The organism is Mesorhizobium sp. WSM4842, assembly GCF_055901575.1.
In genome coordinates this window covers 6752062-6772591 of sequence record NZ_CM148372.1, presented here as the reverse complement: position 1 = coordinate 6772591, position 20530 = coordinate 6752062, and the positions used below count along the sequence as shown (strand labels likewise).

General features: G+C 57.6%; 11 protein-coding genes and 10 pseudogenes. 15 read left to right on the top strand and 6 right to left on the bottom strand.

Annotation, left to right across the window (positions count from 1 at the left end):
* Positions 1–278: 278 nt before the first annotated feature.
* Positions 279–475 (bottom strand): annotated as a pseudogene (locus AC0NIE_RS32780) (IS110 family transposase); the annotation flags it as partial.
* 460 nt (positions 476–935) lie between these two features.
* On the bottom strand, positions 936–1850 hold the full coding sequence (locus AC0NIE_RS32775; protein ID WP_473489730.1) for a LysR substrate-binding domain-containing protein: 915 nt from the start codon (positions 1848–1850) through the stop codon (positions 936–938).
* A 984-nt stretch (positions 1851–2834) separates the two neighbouring features.
* Here AC0NIE_RS32775 and AC0NIE_RS32770 point away from each other — a divergent pair.
* The 3 genes and pseudogenes from AC0NIE_RS32770 to tnpC all read left to right on the top strand — a co-directional run.
* A pseudogene (locus AC0NIE_RS32770) lies at positions 2835–3188 on the top strand (transposase); the annotation flags it as partial.
* A 59-nt stretch (positions 3189–3247) separates the two neighbouring features.
* Positions 3248–3556: an IS66 family insertion sequence element accessory protein TnpB gene (tnpB, locus tag AC0NIE_RS32765; protein WP_473489729.1), complete on the top strand. Its 309-nt coding sequence runs from the start codon at positions 3248–3250 to the stop codon at positions 3554–3556.
* Between the two features lie 30 nt (positions 3557–3586).
* A pseudogene (tnpC, locus tag AC0NIE_RS32760) lies at positions 3587–5149 on the top strand (IS66 family transposase).
* 372 nt (positions 5150–5521) lie between these two features.
* Here tnpC and AC0NIE_RS32755 read toward each other — a convergent pair.
* Positions 5522–6467 (bottom strand): annotated as a pseudogene (locus AC0NIE_RS32755) (IS630 family transposase).
* A gap of 38 nt (positions 6468–6505) precedes the next feature.
* Between AC0NIE_RS32755 and AC0NIE_RS32750 the strand changes: the two are divergent.
* The 4 genes from AC0NIE_RS32750 (at position 6506) to AC0NIE_RS32735 (ending at position 10776) form a co-directional block, all read left to right on the top strand.
* Entirely contained in the window at positions 6506–6808 is a 303-nt protein-coding gene (locus AC0NIE_RS32750) for a LexA family protein (RefSeq protein ID WP_473490060.1), read from the top strand.
* A 464-nt stretch (positions 6809–7272) separates the two neighbouring features.
* Complete coding sequence (locus AC0NIE_RS32745; RefSeq protein WP_473489650.1) at positions 7273–8115, top strand: enoyl-CoA hydratase/isomerase family protein; 843 nt, start codon at positions 7273–7275, stop codon at positions 8113–8115.
* Between the two features lie 272 nt (positions 8116–8387).
* A complete protein-coding gene (locus tag AC0NIE_RS32740; protein WP_473489649.1) occupies positions 8388–9584 on the top strand; it encodes an acyl-CoA dehydrogenase family protein in 1197 nt (398 codons plus the stop codon).
* A 46-nt stretch (positions 9585–9630) separates the two neighbouring features.
* On the top strand, positions 9631–10776 hold the full coding sequence (locus tag AC0NIE_RS32735; protein WP_473489648.1) for an acyl-CoA dehydrogenase family protein: 1146 nt from the start codon (positions 9631–9633) through the stop codon (positions 10774–10776).
* A 733-nt stretch (positions 10777–11509) separates the two neighbouring features.
* Here the strand turns inward: AC0NIE_RS32735 and AC0NIE_RS32730 are convergent.
* Positions 11510–11907: pseudogene (locus AC0NIE_RS32730) on the bottom strand (thioesterase family protein).
* Positions 11908–12380: 473 nt separating this feature from the next.
* On the opposite strand from AC0NIE_RS32730, the gene betB reads away from it, so the two are divergent.
* The 7 genes and pseudogenes from betB (at position 12381) to AC0NIE_RS32695 (ending at position 18440) form a co-directional block, all read left to right on the top strand.
* The gene (betB, locus tag AC0NIE_RS32725; protein ID WP_473489647.1) at positions 12381–13835 is read left to right on the top strand and encodes a betaine-aldehyde dehydrogenase; all 1455 of its coding nucleotides are present in this window, start codon (positions 12381–12383) and stop codon (positions 13833–13835) included.
* Between the two features lie 249 nt (positions 13836–14084).
* Positions 14085–14201 (top strand): annotated as a pseudogene (locus tag AC0NIE_RS32720) (3-methyl-2-oxobutanoate hydroxymethyltransferase); the annotation flags it as partial.
* The gene (locus AC0NIE_RS32715; RefSeq protein ID WP_473489646.1) at positions 14185–14406 is read left to right on the top strand and encodes a tyrosine-type recombinase/integrase; all 222 of its coding nucleotides are present in this window, start codon (positions 14185–14187) and stop codon (positions 14404–14406) included. The pseudogene AC0NIE_RS32720 and the gene AC0NIE_RS32715, both read left to right, overlap by 17 nt.
* Positions 14355–14749: pseudogene (locus tag AC0NIE_RS32710) on the top strand (transposase); the annotation flags it as partial. The gene AC0NIE_RS32715 and the pseudogene AC0NIE_RS32710, both read left to right, overlap by 52 nt.
* A gap of 406 nt (positions 14750–15155) precedes the next feature.
* Positions 15156–16634 (top strand): annotated as a pseudogene (gene ltrA, locus AC0NIE_RS32705) (group II intron reverse transcriptase/maturase).
* 137 nt (positions 16635–16771) lie between these two features.
* Positions 16772–17054 (top strand): annotated as a pseudogene (locus AC0NIE_RS32700) (hypothetical protein).
* Positions 17055–17414: 360 nt separating this feature from the next.
* A complete protein-coding gene (locus tag AC0NIE_RS32695; RefSeq protein WP_473489645.1) occupies positions 17415–18440 on the top strand; it encodes an NAD(P)H-dependent flavin oxidoreductase in 1026 nt (341 codons plus the stop codon).
* Here AC0NIE_RS32695 and AC0NIE_RS32690 read toward each other — a convergent pair.
* Positions 18415–18684 (bottom strand): hypothetical protein, encoded by a 270-nt coding sequence (locus tag AC0NIE_RS32690; protein ID WP_473489644.1) that lies wholly within the window; start codon positions 18682–18684, stop codon positions 18415–18417. The genes AC0NIE_RS32695 and AC0NIE_RS32690 overlap by 26 nt on opposite strands.
* A gap of 203 nt (positions 18685–18887) precedes the next feature.
* Positions 18888–19017, bottom strand: a pseudogene (locus AC0NIE_RS32685) (IS3 family transposase); the annotation flags it as partial.
* A gap of 311 nt (positions 19018–19328) precedes the next feature.
* Here AC0NIE_RS32685 and AC0NIE_RS32680 point away from each other — a divergent pair.
* The gene (locus AC0NIE_RS32680; protein ID WP_473489643.1) at positions 19329–20201 is read left to right on the top strand and encodes a MaoC family dehydratase; all 873 of its coding nucleotides are present in this window, start codon (positions 19329–19331) and stop codon (positions 20199–20201) included.
* Positions 20202–20530: the final 329 nt, after the last annotated feature.

Here is a 20530-nt window from a genome sequence, read left to right as displayed (position 1 = left end):
CGGCTGCGGACTCTGTGAGGCCGTTACAGTCGGCCGAGTCCCCATGCACATGACACGATATGGGGGACTCCGTCCGTCGAGCGTCAACGCGTTCACTAAACAAGAAGAGTACAAGATCTTGGCAGCTTGTGCAGGGGTCGTCGCAGAGTCACGGCCGGGCATTGCACCCCACACAGATTTAATTTGGGGTCGTATTTCTCATGAACTACGGGTGGGCACATGGACCTGCCACTTCCGCAGACTCGCACCACTATGGCATCGAGCCAGACCTCATCACGATCGTGGACCAAGTCCGGCACCCATACCCCGGTTAGCTCGCCCGCCCGATGCAGCCGCGCCAGCGTGACCGCGTCCCGCCGGTTGGGCTTGACGCGCTCGCCTACCCGCTTCGGGATCAGGCCGGCGCAACCACCATGCAGTCGTGTCCAAGATCGCGGACCGGCCGGCACAACCCATAACCGGTCGGCCCGGCATCGCCACCGCGTGCTTCTTCTTGGCTACATCAAACGCAACAAATGCTTCGCTATACTCTCCCAAGGCTCGCTCTCCGTGCGTGAGGATCGGCTCGGCCCCTCGAGCAACCCTCGGCTTTTAATCGCACGAAAGGGCGGGCCACCGATCTCCGCTTCGGAACATGACGTCTAGCACCTCGCCCCGACTAGCAAACTTAGCGGCCGCGTATGGCGGCACGTCATTGGGAAGAAGAATCTCGCCTATGACCGCTGGCCAACTGCGCTGCGCACATCACAACCGGCCTGACGCCCATACCCGTGTAGAGCCCTATGATAAGTCTCTTGTGGGGACGATCGACGCTACGGATGCAAGCGAAATCGGCGTGCTTCTGACACGTGCCGGACGCGGGGCCGACCTTTCGCGCAACCGGGATTGATACAACATTCGTCTCGGAAAATACAAAGTATGACGGCGTGAGGTGCCTAATTAGTCCTCTCCTTAGCAGAAGTTTCCAGCAACCATGAGCGCATCAACTTCGCTTCTGGAGAGAGCGCTTTATTGTCGCTCCACGTCACAAACCAATCTCCCGGTGCAGGCAGCTCAAGATCGGTGATCCTGCATAGCTTGCCCTCATCTATCGAGGTCTTCACCAAGCTATGCAATCCGATAGCGATACCCTGGTCAGCTAGGGCGGCTTGGATTGTCCCGAACATCTTGCTAAACTTTGGGCCTCGCAGTGTTCCATAAGGTATTCCAGTTCGTCGGAACACCTCATCCCAGCCGTTCCAGTCTGCATCTACCCAATTGACGTGCAGAAGGGGAAGCTCAGGTAGGGATCCAGATGTAATATCGCGGTGCTTCTGCAAGTAGCCCGGCCCACACACAGGATATATAGTATCGTGAAACAACAGTTCCGCAAGTTGGCCCTGCCATGAGCCTAAACCGTAGCGGATACACAGATCAACCTCCGAACGCTTGTAATCACGCGTATCATTGGACACGAGGTGGTCCACGGAGATTTCCGGAAATCTCGTCCAAAAGTCAGGCATACGCGGCATAAGCCACATCGATCCGAACCCATCTGGTGAAGCAATTGTTACGTTTTTGGGACGATCACCTCGCTTGATCGTTCTGACAATTTGGGACACCGTGGAAAAGCCGCTTGCGAGCACCGCGTAAAGATCTTCGCCCGGACTGGTGAGCGAGATCCCGGATGATTTTTTCCTCAAAAAAAGCGCAACTCCAAGTTCTGCTTCAAGTACCTTGATCTGGTGGCTAACAGCGCTCGGCGTGACGTTGAGCTCGGAAGCTGCGAGCTTGAATGACAGATGTCTCGCGGAGGCCTCAAAAATAGCGAGGGCTGTCAAAGAAGGGAGATCATAATATCGACGAACCATTGCCTTCCCCAAGCACGCCGTGTCCCTCGCGCCAACGCGACCGATCCAGATTAGCATCCGTGTGAGATTTTTGCACGAGTTCGAATCCCCACGTTGGCGCTTGCGAATCCTCCGCCTACTCCTGCGACATTGCTGCCGAGCAGATTGCCGGTCATCCGCACCTGGATTCTCGCATCCGTTAACCGTGTTGACCAGACTTAAGCAGTCTCCGCAGCGAGCTGCCGCGCTCAGCAGATTTGTCAGCCGGAGCGTCGAAATTGTTCAATGCGTCGGTGGAATCAGTTTGAACTTGCGCGTTTAGCGCGGCTGCCTTGTCGGCGATTTCAACCAGGCTCGCTGTCATTGCCGCCTGCAGCCGCTGAACGATCCCCAAGATATTGGATTGGGTCGCAAAGTCGAACGAAGCTCCCCTTCGATAGGGTGAGAGCCACCGCATAAAACGGATCGTACTCCCGCCGCGGTGAGGCCGGGGACCCCATAGTATCTTGGTTTAATGGGTTGCTCGATCAGATGTCCCTCGACGAAATGGTCGATGGCGTTTTATGACTGTCACGGCGTCGCCAAAGGATGTGAGGTCTCTTTGGACCTTTACGCGCTTGCGTCGTGACTACGGGTGGCCCATAGACCGCCGGCACGAACTGTGCTTGACAGGCATTTTCCAAGCCTCCTACGTTTCGGATCATGACGTTTGCGTGATACTCAGAGCCGACCTGGCAAGAGGAGATCGGCAGCGCAAGACGATGAAGACGGACTGGAATGACGCGATTGGGATTGCGCAAATTGTCCGCACAGGGTGGTTCAGATAGTGCATCTGAAGTCTGCGGCCGGGCCGGCTGCGCACCTGACAGCGACTTTCAAGACTGCTATGAGGGCGGTCACTTCCAACGAGCAGGTTATCCGCGGCCTGTTGCGTCCGCTTGGTACGCCTCCGAGGAGGGCCGTCTTGCGAGCGAAGGGAGGATGTAGCTGACTGTCGGTAGGCATATCACTACTGACTGTCGCCAAGTCACTCGTCTCGAGATTGTTGACACTGGCCGCCGGCGCCGCTGGTCGGAAGAGGAGATGCTGCGGATCGTCGAGGAGAGCTATTCGGCTCCGCGGCAAGCATCCGCGACAGCGCGACGTCACGGGATTTCCAACCCACTGCTGTTCGCTTGGCGCAAGTCGCATCGCGAGGGTCGGCTCGGCGAAGGTGGCGTCTGCGGTTTCGTGCCGGCGATGATTCGTCCAGAACCGGCTGGCGGGCGCATGGAAGTGGTGAACGTGAATGGCCGCAGGGTCATCGTCGAGCCCGACGTGGAGGTGGAAGCGCGGCTTCGGATCATGCGCGGCCTGAAACGCTGCGATGATCCCGATTCCGACGGGTTTGGGTGTGGCTGGCGACGGGACACACCGACATGCGCTGCGGCTTTCCCAGCCTTGCACTACGCGTGCAGGAGATCTTGAAGAAGGATCCAGTGAGTAGTCGTCTTTTTTGCTTTCGCGGTAAAAGAGGTGATCTCCTGGAGGTTATTTGGCATGATGGACAGGGGTCATGCCTGTTCGCCAGGCGTCTTGAGCGCGGCCGCTACATCTGGCCTTCTCTGGCAGACGGAAGCGTTACGATCTCGACGGCGCAGTTGAGCTATCTCCTGTCCGGGATCGATTGGCGCAACCCTCAAAAAACCTGGCGTCCGACGCGGGTCGGCCAGCATTTACATTTTTAAATTGCGGGCAAAATCTGATTCACTGGCCTCATGACGTTGAAGCCGAATGATCTTCCTTCGGACCTCGGCGGCGCTGCGGGCTGAACGTGAAGGGCGGCGGCAAGCCGCGGCGGTGGCCGCCAGCGCGCAGGCTAAATTATCGACACCGAGACGCTGATCGCAAATCTTATGATCGAGAAGCTGAAGCGCGAGAAATACGGCCAGCGTTCCGAGCGCACGGCGGAGCAGATGGAATTTCAGCTCGAAGACCTTGTGTCCGCGGCGAGCGAGGATGAGCTTGCCGCGGCTGCTGCGGCTGCGAAGACCCAGAGCGTGCGTTCCTTCACGCGCAAACGGCCGGTGCGCAAGCCATGGCCGGCCGACATCGAGGGCGAGGCATTATGATCGAGCCACCCACCTGCGCCTGCTGCGGCGGATCCCGGCTGTCCAAGCTGGGCGAGGACGTGACCGAGACGCTGGAGGAGATCCCGCGCCGGTTCAAGGTGATTGAGACGGTGCGCGAGAAGTTCACCTGCCGCGATTGCGAGAAGATCAGCCAGCCGTCGGCGCCGTTCCATGCCACGCCACGCGGCTTCATCGGTCCGCAGCTGCTGGCGACGATCCTGTTCGACAGGTCCGGCATGCACACTCCACTCAACCGTCAGAGCACGCGCTTCAAGGCCGAGGGGATCGACCTGCCGCTGTCGACGCTGGCCGATCAGGTCGGCCACGGAACCTTCGCCATCATGCCGCTCTTCCAACTGATCGAGCGCCATGTGCTCGCGGCCGAGCGTCTTCATGGCGACGACACCACCATCCGCATCCTGGCGAAAGGCAAGTGCGCGACCGGGCGCATCTGGACCTATACGCGCGATGACCGTCCCTTCGCCGGGCCTGCGCCGCCAGCGGCGATCTACTACGCCTCGAGCAACCGGCGCGGCGAGGGTCCTCAGAAGCATCTGGCCGGGTTCGCGGGCATCCTTCAGTGCGACTGTTACAGTGGCTTCGAGCCGCCGTTCGACCCGCAGCGGAAGGAGCAGCCGATCACGCCGGCTTTTTGCTACGCCCATGCGCGGCGAGGATTCTTCGAAAACCGATCTCCCCGATCGCGCTGGAGGCGGTCAAGCGTCTCGACGCGCTGTTCGAGATCGAGCGCGCCATCAACGGCCGCAGCGCTGACGAGCGATATGCCGTGCGGCAGGAGAAGAGCAAACCACTTCTCGACGACATGCATTCCCTGGTTGCTCCGCTAGCGCGATACCCTCTCGCGCTCTTCCGAGGTCCTGAAGCCAATCAACTACATGCTCAGGCCCTGGGCCGACTTCGGCCGCTTCGTCGACGACGGCAGAATCTGCCTCAGCAACAACGCGGCCTAAAGAGCCGGGAAGGCGCAACTGGACCTTCGCCGGTTCCCAGCGCGGCGCCGAACGCGCCGCCGTCATGCTTACCCTCATCACCGTGGCACGCCTCAACGACGTCGACCCGAAAGCCTGGCTCGCCGACGTCCTGGCCCGCATTGCTGATCTTCCCGCCTCGCGTCTGCACGAACTACTGCCCTGGGAGTGGAAGCGCCTGCGCCAAGCCGACAAGCCCGCCGATCAGCAGGCCGCCTGATCTTTACGCATCGCAATCATAGATCCCGCCGCGCGCACGCGCATGTGCCAATCATGCGGCCTTCGTCGTATGCGAACTCCGCTTGAGCAAAGAGCGTCGAAAACGAACACACGCTCGACTTCCTGGACGACAATACGCCACCATTCGTTCGTCTGGCGGAGCTCCCATTAGGAGACGAAGCGCTGTCGCGATCCGGCTTGGTCACCACGGACCAGCTTCGCTTACCGAGCTTGAGCCGAATGGCGAATCTGCGGAGACACTTTCCGTCAGGCCGACGATCGTGCTTGCTAAGCGCAACAATCTAAGCGCAATCATAGCCCCAAGGTCCATCATAGCCCCAAGGTCCATCGCCTCGACGTTCCTAGTACCTTTTCACAGTGGTTCTGACTCTTTGACCACTTGCGGATAGGCCCGACCCATTTTGGCTCGGGCCTTGTCGGTTGTGAACATCCAATCGATACGAGCTCCGGCAGCGTTTCGCTGGCGCTCCCATGCGGCGATCTCGCTGGTGAGACGCTCGGCATTGTCGATACGTCGATCCAGGCACTGGCCGTTGAGGACGCCGATCTCGATCTCGACCATGTTGAGCCAACTGGCGTGCTTGGGCGTGTAGTGGAATTCCAGACGGCGCAGGATGCGGCGGGCTTCGGCCGGCGGGAAGGCTTCGTAGAGGGCGCCCGCCGTGTGGGTCGACAAATTGTCCTGCACGACGCGAATGCAGCTTGCGTCGGAATAATGGACATCGACGAGGTCGCGCATGCAGTGGGCATAATCTCGTGCGGTGCGCCGCGCGGTGACCTTGACCCTTCGCCAAGGCCGGTTCACGTCAAGAAAGACGAACAGATTGACGGTGCCATTGCGGCGGTACTCATAGTCGTAGCGCTCCAGCTGGCCGGTTCTCGGCCAGCCGGCGGCGCACCGTCTCGTGCGACAGACTATCGTGATCGGTCAGCTTGACCATGGCGTCGGCAAGCAGTTCCAGCGTCCAGCGGCGTCGGCCCGCAGGCGGGTTCGCGCACGCCGTCGCCACCAGCAAGGCTTCCTCCTTGCCGGTCAGCTTGCGCTCGGCCCCCGGACGCGGCAGTTCGCTCATTGCGTATTCCAGATTGCCCTCCACAAAACGGCGCTTGGTGCGATAGACGGTCGAGCCGCCCACCGCCGCCACCCGGGCAATCTCCTCGTCGCTGCTTCCGGCATTCGCGGCAAGCAGGATTTGGGCTCGCTTGAGCTTACGGGCAGCATGCCTGCCTCCCTTCAGCATGGTGTTCAACTCGTCGCGTTCGGCTTGGCTCAGTTCCACTCGATAACGTATGTTCATTGCGGCCTCCTCGTCGGAGGCACCGGACGAATCCAAAGATGAGTCAAAAATCAGACGCTGCACAGCGGCCCGCCGACAAGGGCTTCACCGAAAAGCAGGGTCAGTACCTGGCCTTCATCTACACCTATTCGTACATGTTTCGGTGCTCGCCCGCCGAAGCCGACATCCAACGCCATTTCCAGGTCAGTCCGCCGTCGGTCCATCAGATGATCGTCACCCTCGAACGCAACGGCCTCATTCGCCGTCAACCCCGCGTTCCAAGAAGCATCGAGATCCTTGTCCCTCCGCCACGCCTGCCCATTCTCGAATGGCTGGAAATCAACCAGTCAACATCACTGTGAAAAGGTACTAGCGGCCCAGGTCCCAGACGCCCAAGGAGCGACCGACATGGCCATCAAGAATCAGGTCCATCTGGTCGTCAAGTGTCTTCCAGCAGGGCACATGGTCGTTGTGCCACATCTTTGCAATGCCCCTGCCAATCATCGATCTGATAAAGGGCATGTTGCGCAACCGGTGAGCGAAGACGCACGGTCTTGCCTTCGCGGTACCGGAGCTCGCCGCCGCAATTCTGAATTGCCGACGGAGGAGAACTCGCCAATAAAGCCTTTATAGGTGACATGGGGATAGATTGCATAGCGGTTAGAATTCGCTAGGAACTCACCAGGTAGGTGACTTTTTTGTCGGCCCCCTCCTAGAGGAAAGCTGGTATCGGTACGCGACCGTGCTGCGTACTCGGTTTGGGGGGCGCTCGCCACAGCGGGTACTCCTAGCGCGCCGGCTGAAAACCACTTCCAACGAGGTTCCCATGAACTCTGAAATCGCGAATTTCGCAGACTACCAGCATCTCTTGTACGAGGTGGATGCCGACCACATTTGCTGGTTGACGCTAAATCGGCCAGAAAGAATTAACGCAATGAATAAGCGCCTCATTGCTGAACTCAGGGACGCTCTGCTCAAGGCGGATGAAGACGAGAATATAAACGTCATCGTTATCCGCGGAAGTGGGAGGGGGTTTTGTTCCGGACATGACCTTAAAGAAGATGCTGATGATACCTGGTCATCCGTCTTCGAGTGGCGAACATACGGTTTTAGACAGTTTGACGAATTCACGACGCCCTGGCGGATAACCAAGCCTGTTATTGCATCTGTTCATAGCGTCGCTATCGGCAAGGGTTTCGAGCTTTCATTGTTTTGCGACATTACTATTGCCAGCTCAGATACTAAAATGGGTTACAATGAGTTTCGCTACGGAATTAGCGGGATGTGCATGTTCTTGCCCTGGCTTGTGAACATGAGAACAGCAAAAGACATAATGCTCACAGGGGGTGAAGTTTCTGCGCACCGAGCCAAAGAAATCGGCTTGGTAACCGAGGTAGTTGAGCCCGATGAACTGCACGAAGCTACAAAGCGTAAGGCCAAACTGATGGCCGCAATGCCGCGTGAAATGCAACAGATGCACAAAATGTATCTAAACCGCGTCTATGAGATGCAAGGTTTGAAAACTGCAACGGACTATTATTTGGAGCAGATTGCAATTATGTCGCCTCAAGCAATGCCAGAATACGGCAAAATGCAGAAGGCGATAAAAGAACACGGCCTTCGGAGTGCTCTTGATAAAGCTCAGGAGCGTTACAAGGGTCTCGACTGACTAGTAATCAGTTGCTTTGTTTAGCGAGTCATTAAAAACAGCCGCTCTCCCCAGTCCGCTGCGTGGTTCATTGCTTCCGATCAGACTCGGTGGAGATGGTGAGCGGCGACTGGGGAGTTGTTTAGCGACGCCGCGCTCGAGGCGGGTGCGGCATCCGCTGCAGGCGAACCGTACGATCGCGGACGACGCCAATCTTCAGTGGACGCGACCTTGCGGTGTATTCTCGCCGACCTGCCAGCAACCAGTGCGGTCTAACCTAGTTGGAGATGATAATGGACCTCGCGTTTGCAGAAGAAGAACAAGCGTTCCGCGAAGAAGTGCGCCAGCTCCTACGGGACGGTGTACCACCTGAGACACGCCGCGCACTCTCAGAAGGCCGCCAACTATCAAAGGACGAAATTGCGGCGGGAACGAGGATCCTTCATTCGAAGGGTGTTCCAAGCTGGCCAAGAGAATATGGAGGAGCAGAGTGGTCTCCTATCCAGCAGTATATTTTCGAAGAAGAGGTGCAGGCATTTCCCGCTCGGATGTTGTTCGGCTACGGCGCTTCCATTGTCGGTCCCCTCATTTACACATTTGGGAATGAGGGGCAGAGAGAATACTTTCTGCCGCGTATCATCAACGCGGAGGATTGGTGGTGCCAAGGCTTCTCAGAGCCGGGAGCGGGCTCTGACCTTGCATCGCTGAAAACACGGGCGGTGCGCGATGGCGATCATTATGTTGTTAATGGTCAAAAGATCTGGACGACCGGGGCGCAATATGCCGATTGGATCGTTTGCCTGGTCAGGACCAACCTCGACGTGAAGAAGCAGGAGGGCATATCATTCCTGTTAATCGACATGAAGACGCCTGGTATCACTGTACGTCCGATCAAGATGATCGATGGCAGTTACGATGTGAATGAGGTCTTCTTTTCTAATGTTCGTGTTCCGATCGAGAACCTGATCGGTGAAGAGAACAAGGGATGGACCTATGCCAAGGTTGTCCTCGGCAATGAACGGGTCATCGACGCCGGCGTGGGCATTACGAAAGAACGCATTAAGTGGATCAAAGAGCTTGCTGCACGGTGTTGTGAGGGAGGGACGCGACTGATGGATCAACCGACCTTCCGAAAGAAGCTTGCCACACTCGAAGTTGAGCTGAAGGCCTTCGAAATCACGTATCTGCGAGTAGTCGCAAACGCGTCGAAGCAAAAGGTGGGCGAGCAAGACCCAACCAGCTCAATTCTAAAGTTGAGGGGCTCGGAAGTCGAGCAGGATGCTACGTCGCTTCTGATGGATGTTCTCGGCCCTTACGCACTTCCTGAATTGTCGGAAGATGACAATGAGAGCTGTGTCGGGTCGCCGTTCGGTGTCTACGGGGCAAAAACAATCGTGCCCGCCTGTTTTTACAGCCGCGCGGCGACAATCTACGCAGGTTCAAGCGAGATTCAAAAGAACATCATCGCGAAGGCGATCCTCGACCTCTAGCTTCTGAGGTCGCCGGTATCTCCCCTTGGTTCAGGAGACATATGCTATGAATTTTGATCTTACGGAAGAGCAGCGGCTGCTGAAGGACAGTGTCGCTCGACTGATGCTCGACAAGTATGGCTTCGGAGATCGCGGCGGGTATCGGGCTCAGAGCCACGGCTATAGCGAGTCGATGTGGTCAAGCTATGCCGAACTCGGACTTCTTGCGATGCCGTTTGCGGAAGAATATGGCGGTTTCGGCGGGGGACCGGTTGAGACAATGATCTTGATGGAGGCCTTTGGCGAGGCGCTGATCCTTGAGCCTTATTTCGCGACGGTCGTGCTTGCTGGCGGCATCCTCCATCACGGAGCAAGCCACACGCAAAAGGCGGCGCTTATTCCCGCCATCGCCCAGGGCCAGCTAAAGTTTGCTTTCGCTTACCTGGAGCCCCAGTCTCGTTATGACCTTTTCGATGTTAAGACGCTTGCAACGAAGGATGAAAACGGCTGGATCCTGAGCGGCACAAAGGGGCTCGTGCTGCACGGCGATACGGCCGATAAGATCATCGTATCTGCTCGAACTAACGGTGATACCAGGCAAGAGCATGGTATCGGCCTTTTTCTTGTTGAAGCTGATGCCCCAGGCCTTAAGTGTCGCGGTTATCCGACGCACAGCGGTCCGCGTGCGGCTGATATCACACTCGAACATGTACGGGTTGATGCGGCCAATGTCATCGGCGACCCGGCTAATGCCTTCCCGGTTATCTCCCGCGTCGCCGAGGAGGCAATTGCAGCGTTGTGCGCAGAAGCTGTCGGCGCATTTAGCAGAATGCAGGCGATCACGCTTGACTACCTAAAAATGCGAGAACAGTTTGGTAAGAAAATCGGCAGCTTTCAGGTGTTGCAGCATCGGGCCGTGGACATGCTTGTCGAATTGGAGCAGTCGCGCTCGATGGCCATATACGCTGCGCTTATGCTCGGCGAAAGTGATGAGACCGAGCGCGAGCGCGCGATTTCGGCGGCTAAGGTCCAGATTTGCCGGTCGGCGAAGGCGATCGGGCATCAATCGATCCAGCTCCACGGCGGCATCGGAATGACAATGGAGTACAGCATCGGTCACTACTTTAAGCATGTGAGCATGATCGACAAATTGCTTGGCGATGCGGATCACCACTTAGGGCGTCTGGCTGCCCTTGGAGGACAAAGCAGCTAGCAAGAGGCTAGTTACAGATGGTGTCCTGAAACTGCTTCCGGATCCGCAGAAGATTGAGCAGGTTGCCCACCTTCGTCATAGATGACAGCGAAACAGTCGAATCAATCGGTAATTCGGTCAGCTGAACGACGGATGAAAAACTTCCGCCGGCATCTCAGCCGCCGTAGCATTCTGGGTTGAGTCCGGCCGCGGGCCTGGCACCAAAGCTCGGGCAATGCCGAACACCCCAGGCGACACGGGCGCTGGCGCGTTCGAGAAGATCCCCAGCCCGAACCAGAGGGCGGGCTGAGACGCTTAGAGGGGCCGCGTCACATGTCGCGGCCGCGATAGCGTCGGCAAGCGGGGCCTTCTTGACCTCTCGCATACAATGGCCACGAGCCAACCCTCTCCGTTCGTGATGTGACCGCGTGAACGAACGTTCTGATACGAATCACGCAATAGACAGATGCGACCTGAAGATGATCCACCTGCTGACTGCGGAACGCAGCATGGACATGCTCGAAATCAAATGAGTGAGTCGGAAATAGTAGAGCTAGTGATCGAGCGTTTGGCTGTGATCGAGATGCCGGCGGCGGCCACTTCGGTGAAGTCTCGGTCCGCGTCAAAAGTAAATCTCCTGCTCCTCGCCATGGACGGCACACCTTCGAATGCCGCAATCGGCGCCCACGTTATCGCCAGCAGAACTTAACCAAAGCCTGCAACACCGTCGATATCGTCCGCGGACCAAGGAGAATCATTCGTGCACCTTGCACTTGATCGCGATCGCTCTACCAGCGCGGACAGGGACATCCTGCAATGCGAGGTCGGCTTGCACCCGTTCCAGGCCGCAAGATGTCAGGGGGAAATGGCCCCACCTTCGGACCTGCCATGTCGACGTGAAGGGACAGCTGTTCTGACGTTGCAGCCAGCCATCCGTCGATGTGGCGAAGCTCTTGGTAGAAGCAAGCGCTTCTCGTCGTGGTCCAGCAACTGGACTTCGGCAGAATAATTCGACAAGGCGCGCGTGCATGCGTACCTGGCGCCAAGCCCGATCTTCTCGAACGCATCCTCTCCGGCCGGGTCGAAGAGGACATTATATTAGGCCATGTTTAAATGGCCGTTGTAATCTACCAAGTCCTTCTCGATTACCATGACAGGCGAAATAACCATGGTTCTAAAAGTATGCTCCCACTTTGGCCGGGCCGGCTATGGCAGACCAAATTGCCTGTCCACGATCTCTCATCCCTTCGCATTTATTAAGTCTCCAAGGCACGTCTTCGGTATGCGCGCCATCATATACAGTTCCGCCGACCCGATGACTGAGAAGCGTGGTGGCGGCGCTGTAGCGTGCTGGGATATGCCGCCAGCCCCTCCAGCGCAAAAACAGAAGATCCGCGAACGTCTAGCGACTGTACGCTCCCCACAATCAAGTCATCGTCACATTCGGCAAACAACATGGGCTGTTCAAAGCACAGGCGAAAGAAAATCATCAACCGCATTACTTTTTTTGCGCTCCCAACCGTGGCCAGGGATGATACCCTGATCTGAACGTAGCAGCAGGTGCGTCTGCATAGGAGAGCCTGAGCCGACCCATGCCAGCACAGTAAACTCGAGGTGCAACAGGAATGAAATTTCAGCCCAAGGCCAGCCACTTCATCGATGGAGATTACGTTGAGAGCGCAGCCGGGGAGCCAATCGAGGTCATATATCCGGCAACGGGTGAGACAATCGCGCGACTTAGCGCTGCCACCCCAGCTATAGTCGAAAAGGCACTGCAATCAGCAAAGGCCGCGCAAAAGAAATGGGCCGCTACCACTGGAGCCGATCGCGGACGCGTTCTGAAACGCGCAGCCGAAATATTGCGTGCCAACAACCACGACCTCTCTGTACTTGAGACGCACGACACGGGTAAGCCCATTCAAGAGACGCTCATAGCAGATGCATCTGTCGGGGCCGATGCACTAGAGTATTTTGGCGGGCTGGCTGCGAGTGTGACGGGTGAGTACGTAACTTTGGCGAATGGAGACTTTGCCTTTACAGTACCGGAGCCACTTGGCGTGTGTGTGGGTATTGGCGCTTGGAATTATCCGATTCAAATCGCCTGTTTCAAGGCGGCGCCGGCGTTAGCTTGCGGCAACGCCATGATTTTCAAGCCCTCCGAAACGACCCCGCTATCTGCGCTGAAGCTTGCGGAAGCGCTTGTGCAAGCCGGTGCTCCGAAGGGCATCTTCAATGTTGTGCAGGGATACGGCGATGTTGGAGCCGCCCTCGTCGCCGATCGGCGCGTCGCCAAAGTGTCCCTGACCGGGTCTGTTCCGACCGGGCGCAAAGTATATGCTGCTGCGGCCGAGGGGATGAAGCACGTCACAATGGAACTTGGCGGAAAATCTCCTCTGATCGTTTTTGACGATGCGAACCTTGAGAGTGCCGTGAGTGGCGCCATAGTCGGCAATTTCTTCTCTTCAGGACAGATTTGCTCCAATGGCTCACGCGTCTTCGTACAAAAGCGAATAAAGACAGCCTTCCTTGAAAAGCTGCGCACTAGGCTTTCATTAGCGAAAATTGGCGACCCGATGGATCCTCAGGTCAACTTCGGACCTATGGTAAGTGAACGCCAATTGGAGATGGTGAAGGCTTATATTGCCCAGGGCGTCGCGGAGGGCGCACGACTTGTCTACGGAGGGCTTCAGCTGAGCAGGCCAGGTTTCTTTTTGCAGCCGACAGTTTTTGCTGATGTGACTGACGAAATGACAATAGCGCGAGAGGAAATCTTTGGTCCCGTCATGTCAGTGCTCGAATTCGAAACCGAAGAGGAGGTAGTTACACGAGCGAATGCCACGGAGTTCGGCCTTGCGGCAGGCGTATTCACTGATGACATTACACGCGCTCATCGCGTGGCAAAAGTATTCGAATCAGGAATCTGCTTTATCAATACATATAACATTATGCCGGTCGAAATTCCGGTTGGTGGCTCGAAATTATCGGGTATTGGCAGGGAAAATTCCAAACTGGCATTGCAACATTATACAGAGATGAAAACAATTTATGTATCATTGAATGGAGTGCGATCCCCCTACTAACTGGCAATCAAAGCCCAGATGCGATCAAGGTCACTCGCTTTTTGCCGCAGAATTGAAATTGATGATGCTTGGGAGGTCCGGGCGAGAGCATGCGATCTTGGGAGCTCGGCTTCGAGCCCAGGGACTAGAGCTGGGAACCTTCAGAGGACATCGCGAACAAACAAACCTGGTGGGCATTTTTCAGCGAGCCCCTTTTTGGCGCTTGGTGCGTCGTTTGATGGGTCGTTGTGAATGTGAGGGAAGGGTGCCATGAGCGCGACGCGAGATGAAAAGGCCGTGACGCCGCCGGAAGTCGCGGCACGCAAGGGTGGCACCCTGCTGGTCTGCCTCACCGCTTACACGACACCGGTTGCCAGGCTTACCGATCGGATTGTTGGCGAGTTCGGGGCTGCGATCGGGGGAAGTAGTCGGGCTTGATCGTTCCGACGTCGATCTCACCAACGGGGTTCTCCTCGTTCGGAAGACAAAGTTCCGCAAGGATCGTCTCGTTCCAGTTCACACGACAACCCAGGGTGCCCTTGCCTGGCACTGGCCGACGGACATGCTGAGCAGGTGGCCGCACTGCACATGATCGAACCTCGAGCGGAGCGGCCACAGGCGATCACGCTCGGCGCCGACAAGGCCCACGACGCGGAAGACTTCGTCAATGAGCTGCGCTCGATGAGGGTGACGCCGCATGTAGCGCAGAACACGAGCGGCCGCAGTTCCGGGCGCATGACGCGACATGGCGGCTATGCCGTCAGCCAGCGCATCAGGAAGCGCATCGAAGAGGCCTTCGGGGTTGGATCAAGGTCGTGGCCGGCCAGCACAAGACCAGGTTCCGCGGCCGCGACCGTGTCGGATGGGCCTTCACCTTGGCAGCCGCTGCCTACAATCTGGTGCGACTGCCAAAGCTCATGGCGGAGACCGGCTGATGGACAAGGTTCCGGCTTCGCCAAGGTATGGCGCGACAATCTGGATGAGGTGCGCCAGGCCAAGCTGGCGAGTTCCAGCCGGTGCAGGTCCGGCCCGGGTAAGGGGTAGCGCCCGCCCGATAGTGAGTGTTGCGACGTGGGAGGTGACGACCACGGCGAAGCGTACACAGCAATCGTGCGGGGTGTGGGAGTGAGCCACGATAGTGATAAGATTGCAGGGGCCGAGACGTTCTCATCCGTCGAAGGCAATATGTGCTGAGCCGCTATGCGAGGTTCCATCGCCCTGCCGGGGTCTAGGGCCACATCACGCACCAAAGGAACGCGTCGGAACCTGGGAGATCTCCTGCCCGGCCGGGCGGCGTCCAGCCACACCGGTCCGCATCGGGAAGGCGAGGAGCCGTAGCCGATGATGAACGGACAGGAGAGGTCTGACTCCGGCATAGTAGCTGTGAAGCCGACGAACAAAGCCGGGCAACCGGCAGCGGAGTTGGGGGAGCCAAGGCCGGAGACCAAGGGGAACGCGGAACAGCAACGCATGCACCGGACACAGAGCCGGGCTCGCATGTCCCAGTCGCTGGACCGCGCACGGCAAGCCGCAAGGCTGAGGAAGAAGGAACGGTTCACCGCGCTCTTCCACCATATCAATGTCGACACGCTGCGGATGGCGTTCTACGCGCTTAAGCGCAAGGCCGCGCCCGGGGTGGATGGCATGACGTGGCAGGATTACGAGGCAGACCTCGAGCCTCGGCTCAGGGATTTGAACAGACGGGTCCAACGGGGAGCGTACCGTCCGCAACCGTCGCGCCGGACGTTTATACCGAAGGCGGATGGGAAGCAGCGGCCGCTGGCGATTGCCGCTCTGGAAGACAAGATCGTCCAAGGGGCAACCGTCATGGTGCTCAATGCCATCTACGAAGGCGACTTCGTTGGCTTCTCCTACGGGTTTCGGCCCGGGCGAGGGCCGCACGATGCGTTGGACGCCCTGTGCGTGGCGATCGACAAGCGGAAGGTGAACTGGATTGTAGACGCCGATATCCAGAACTTTTTCGGGAGCGTCAGCCAGAATTGGCTCGTCCGCTTCGTAGAACACAGGATCGGCGACAAGCGCATCAACCGCCTGATCCAGAACTGGTTGAAGGCGGGCATCCTCGAAGACGGGATCGTGACTGTGGATGACAGGGGAACGGGTCAAGGCTCGGTGATTTCGCCGCTTCTGGCCAACATCTACCTGCACTACGTCTTCGACCTGTGAGCTCAGCGCTGGCGACAGCGCGAGGCCTCCGGCGACATGATCATCGTGCGCTATGCCGATGATGTGATCGTCGGTTTCGAGCATGAGGGCGACGCCCGTCGCTTTCTCGGTGCGATGCGTGCGAGGCTTGAGGAGTTTGCGCTGTCGCTCCACCCGGACAAGACCCGCCTGATTGAGTTTGGCCGCCTCGCGGCGGTCGACCGCAAGCAGCGCGGGCTCAGCAAACCGGAGACCTTCGCCTTTCTGGGGTTCACGCTCATCTGCGGAAAATCACGTCGAGGGCGCTTCCAGCTTAAACGGAAGACCCGCGGCGACCGCATGCGGGCGAAGCTTCAGGACATTAAGGCGGAGCTGCGGCGGCGAATGCACTGGCCGATCCCCAAGCAGGGGAAGTGGCTGGGCCAGACCGTTGGCGGGCACTTCGCATACTTCGCGGTTCCAACGAATATCCGGGCGCTCACGGCGTTCAGGTATCGGGTGATCGACCTTTGGAGGCGTACGCTTCAGCGACGCAGCCAGAAGGACGGCGCTACGTGGGAACGGATCGCGCAGTTAGCCAACGACTACCTTCCCAAGCCTTGTAACCTTCATCCATGGCCGAGCGCCCGCTTCGCCGTCAAACACTCGAGGTAGGAGCCACGTGCGGGAAAGCCGCCCGCGTGGATCTGTGCGGGGGCGCTCAGTAATGAGCGTCCCTACCGCGAAACGGCGTCTCACCTTGTTTGTCGCCGCGCACCAAGGCCTTCGCCGGCCGCTGGCGCATCATCGAGATGGATGTTTGGGATAACGACTTCCTCGATCTCGTCGAGGAAGCCCATCTGACATTCAAAGGCTCGGCGGATGGCGAGATCGTCTTCGGCGCACTCAAGGGCTTTCTCGATGTCCGGCACCCGCGATGGTTCAGCCTGCGCGGAATTCTGGTGGGAGGGCTATGATGAGAACGACCCAGCCTGTGGCCGCGGCTGGGTTGTCTTTGGCACTGCAGGTCGCCTCGTCGGCCACTTCTACATCCACAACGCCGACGATTCCGGCTTCGTTTGCGAAAGAGCCTGACTTCTTCAACGGCCTGCCTAGAACTGATTGAGGAGTGCAGAGGTCAGGAAGCGGCATACAGCAGAAGAGATTGTTGCGAAGCTTCGTCAAGTTGACGTGCTGACATCGCTGGGGCGTGGGTCCGCGCGACGGTCGACCCCGCAAGCCACCAGAAGCAGGTCGCGTCGGCGATAACTCTCGACATCCAGTTCGAGGATTGTTGCTGGATGTACGAGGCGACCCACTGCGGAGAGCGTCACGGCATCGGGGAACCCCTTATTTCATTCGCCGAAGGTGATCGAGATCAGCCGGCGGAAGCGATCGAGCGGTTATGGTGGCTCCCAGCCATTGTTCACAGCTAGCAGAATAGGATAAAGCCAAATGAGCTTGCCTGCCTCAATCACTTCCAGGCTGCGTATACCCCTTATCTCGGCACCGATGCAGCTAGTATCGGGACCCGAACTCGTCTCGGCTGTCTGCCGGAAGGGCGCCATCGGGGCTTTTCCAACCCTCAATGCACGGACGCCGGAAGAACTGGATGAGTGGCTGACGAGGATAGAGCGAGCTTGTGCGAAGTCGGATGATGTTTCGGCACCATGCTGTCCCAACATCGTCATGCGCAGGACACCTGAGGCCCTTCGGGCCGATGTCGATGTTTTGGTCAAGCACAGGGTAAAGATCGTGCTTGCGAGCGTCGGATCTCCGGAGGCGGTCATTCCTCAATTGCATGATGTAGGATGCACAGTCCTGACAGATGTCGCCACGATGCGACATGCGGAAAAAGCGATCAAGGTGGGTGCCGATGGTCTGGTACTTCTGAGCGCAGGCGCAGGAGGAGAGACCGGCTGGCTAAACGGGTTGTCGTTCGTCAGGGCGGTTCGCTCGATCTATGATGGGCCGGTGGGGCTCGCCGGCGGCCTGTCCGACGGTCATGCACTTTGGGCAGCACAGGTGCTGGGGTGTGACTTCGGTGTGATGGGAACACGATTCATCGCAACGCATGAGAGCCTGGCACCGCAGGGTCACAAACAAATGGTGGTCAATTCAGGAATCGACGACATCCATCTAACGAAGGCGATAAACGGATTCGACGCCAATTACCTCCGTCCGTCAATCCTGAAAGCCGGGCTCGATCTCGCCGAACTGGAAATACCGCTGAGCGTTGAAGAAGCACGGAAGAGGTTCAGCGCCGACCTGGCGGGGAAAGGGCCGAAGCGCTGGGTTGATATTTGGAGCGCCGGTCATACCGTCTCCGCCGCTTCCGAAATCCAAGCGGCGGGGAAAATCGTGGACCAGGTTGCCGATGAATATTACACGGCCATGAGCGAAACCACGAAGCTTATTTCCCATATCAGATCAGGTGCTGACACACAAATGAACTTCACACCGAAGATTGTTTCGCGATGAATTCTGCCACAATCCTATTGCCTGCTTCGCGTGTTATTATTCTCGAGGCCTTGCGTAGTCTAAAACTGTTTCCATTGCTTGACGGTTGGCGCGGCAGACCGAAGGCGATATTGGTGCCGTGGGTCGACATTATCGAAAAGTTTGCCCAATTCGCCATCTCAACGAGGAGCATTTCGTCGAAGCCGAAATCAATCCGCTGATCGTGCGCCCCCAGGGCAGGGGCAGCCGCCGTGGATGCGGTCATGCGGCTGGTCCGACATCATCAATAGACCCAGGCTTTGAGGCCGGAACTGCAAGAGGAGATTTGCAAATTGGACGATATGCACGTGTGATTTATGGAGCCGATCGCGGGCGCTGGGCTGGTCTTCGGCGGCTCGGAGATTTCCGATACATGGCGGACCGGACAAACTCACAATGTATTTCGCACCCGCAACCAGTTTGGCGCAGGGCTTTGAACTGACAGCTCACCCGATCTAGGGGGTTCGGAGCCGTCTTGTCTGGAAACGTCGTGCGGGTCGACTTCCCCGAATGATACCTTGTAGGCAAATCGGGACCTAAGCCCGGCGACAGTGCAGCGGGTCCCGCTTCAATTTTCCTATATTGGCCACAAAATAGCAGGAGAAAGCGGAGCCTTGGTCCAGATCACCAAAGTCACGCAAAAAATCACCCAGCGGATGACATTAATTCCGCTTCCTAGAGAAGTCATTTCGCGTAATGCTATCACGCATAAGAGTAGCTGCCGCTGTGCAGTATGCCAATGAATTATAGTCGAATTGGTGCGAAACCCTTCTCAAGGAAGCAAGACGTATGGACGACACAGCAGCGAGGTCAATGGAGCACCGACGTTACCCAAGCGATTATCAAAAATCATCTCGTCGGTGATGTGAAATGACGGATTTCTCCGCAGAGCGCATAGTGAGTCGGCAGTTTGAGCCGGTCGAACACCGCTTTTCCCGAAGAGATACAGCCTTGTACGCCTTAGGTGTAGGGCTAGGGGAGCCTCCCACAGATCCCCGGCAATTGCGCTTTGTCTACGAGCAGCAGATGCTGGCTTTGCCGACGATGTCTACCGTGCTTGCCACGCCTGGATTCTGGCACCAGGACGAATCGCTTGGCATTACATGGGAAAATGTATTGCACGGCGAGCAGGGGTTTGAGCTCCATGAAGCTCTGCCAGTTGAAGGTGCCGTCATTGGCACCACGAAGGTGCTTGATATCTTGGATCGGGGCGACAAAGGAGCTTTCATCTATTCCAGCAATGAGCTGCGAGAGCTTTTGACGGGCCGAAAAATAGCGACCTTAACGTCAACTGAAGTCTGCCGGAGCAACGGCGGTTTCGGTGGCCGGGCCGATGGCGCAGCATCACCTCATCCCATCCCCGACCGAGCTCCCGATGTGGTCTGGGATTACAAAACAGATACCAGGGCTGCCCTCATCTATCGATTGAGCGGCGACGACAATTCACTTCATGTGGATCCGGAAGCGGCCAGAGCTGCAGGCTTCGAATCTCCAATCCTTCATGGTCTCTGTACTTTCGGCATCGCTGGCCACGCTTTGCTGCGTGAGACTTGTGAATACGATCCGTCGCGTTTGACGGCAATGAAGGTGCGTTTTTCCGCTCCCGTCTATCCCGGAGATACCATTCGTACCGAAATGTGGCGCGACGGTTCGACTGTCAGTTTTCGCAGTAGTGTTCCCGAGCGTGGCGTTGTCGTCCTCAACAACGGAAGAGCAATGGTAGAGCCCTCTCGCTGCACTTAAAAGCAGAATTCTTTTCGATGTTTGAATTATCCGGCAAGCTTCTGTAACGTGCTTCGGTAATCTACCAGGTGCGCAAACGGTTCTGTCGCAGCCAAGCAGGGCACGAGGCGAGGAATCAACGATCAGGCTCGACGTCTCGCTTCATATACCGCCGCTCCCGCCTAGCCAAGTAATCCCTGGAACCGGCGCACGACATCATCGATCGGATCCGCACGAGACTCCCTTGCGCGAAGAGCGCTGGATGCGGAGAAAGGCAGCGAGTTCTTCCGAGCAGGACTTGGACGCAACTCAGCTGGAGGGTAGTGAGCAGCAACTGGGTCGGGACCGGC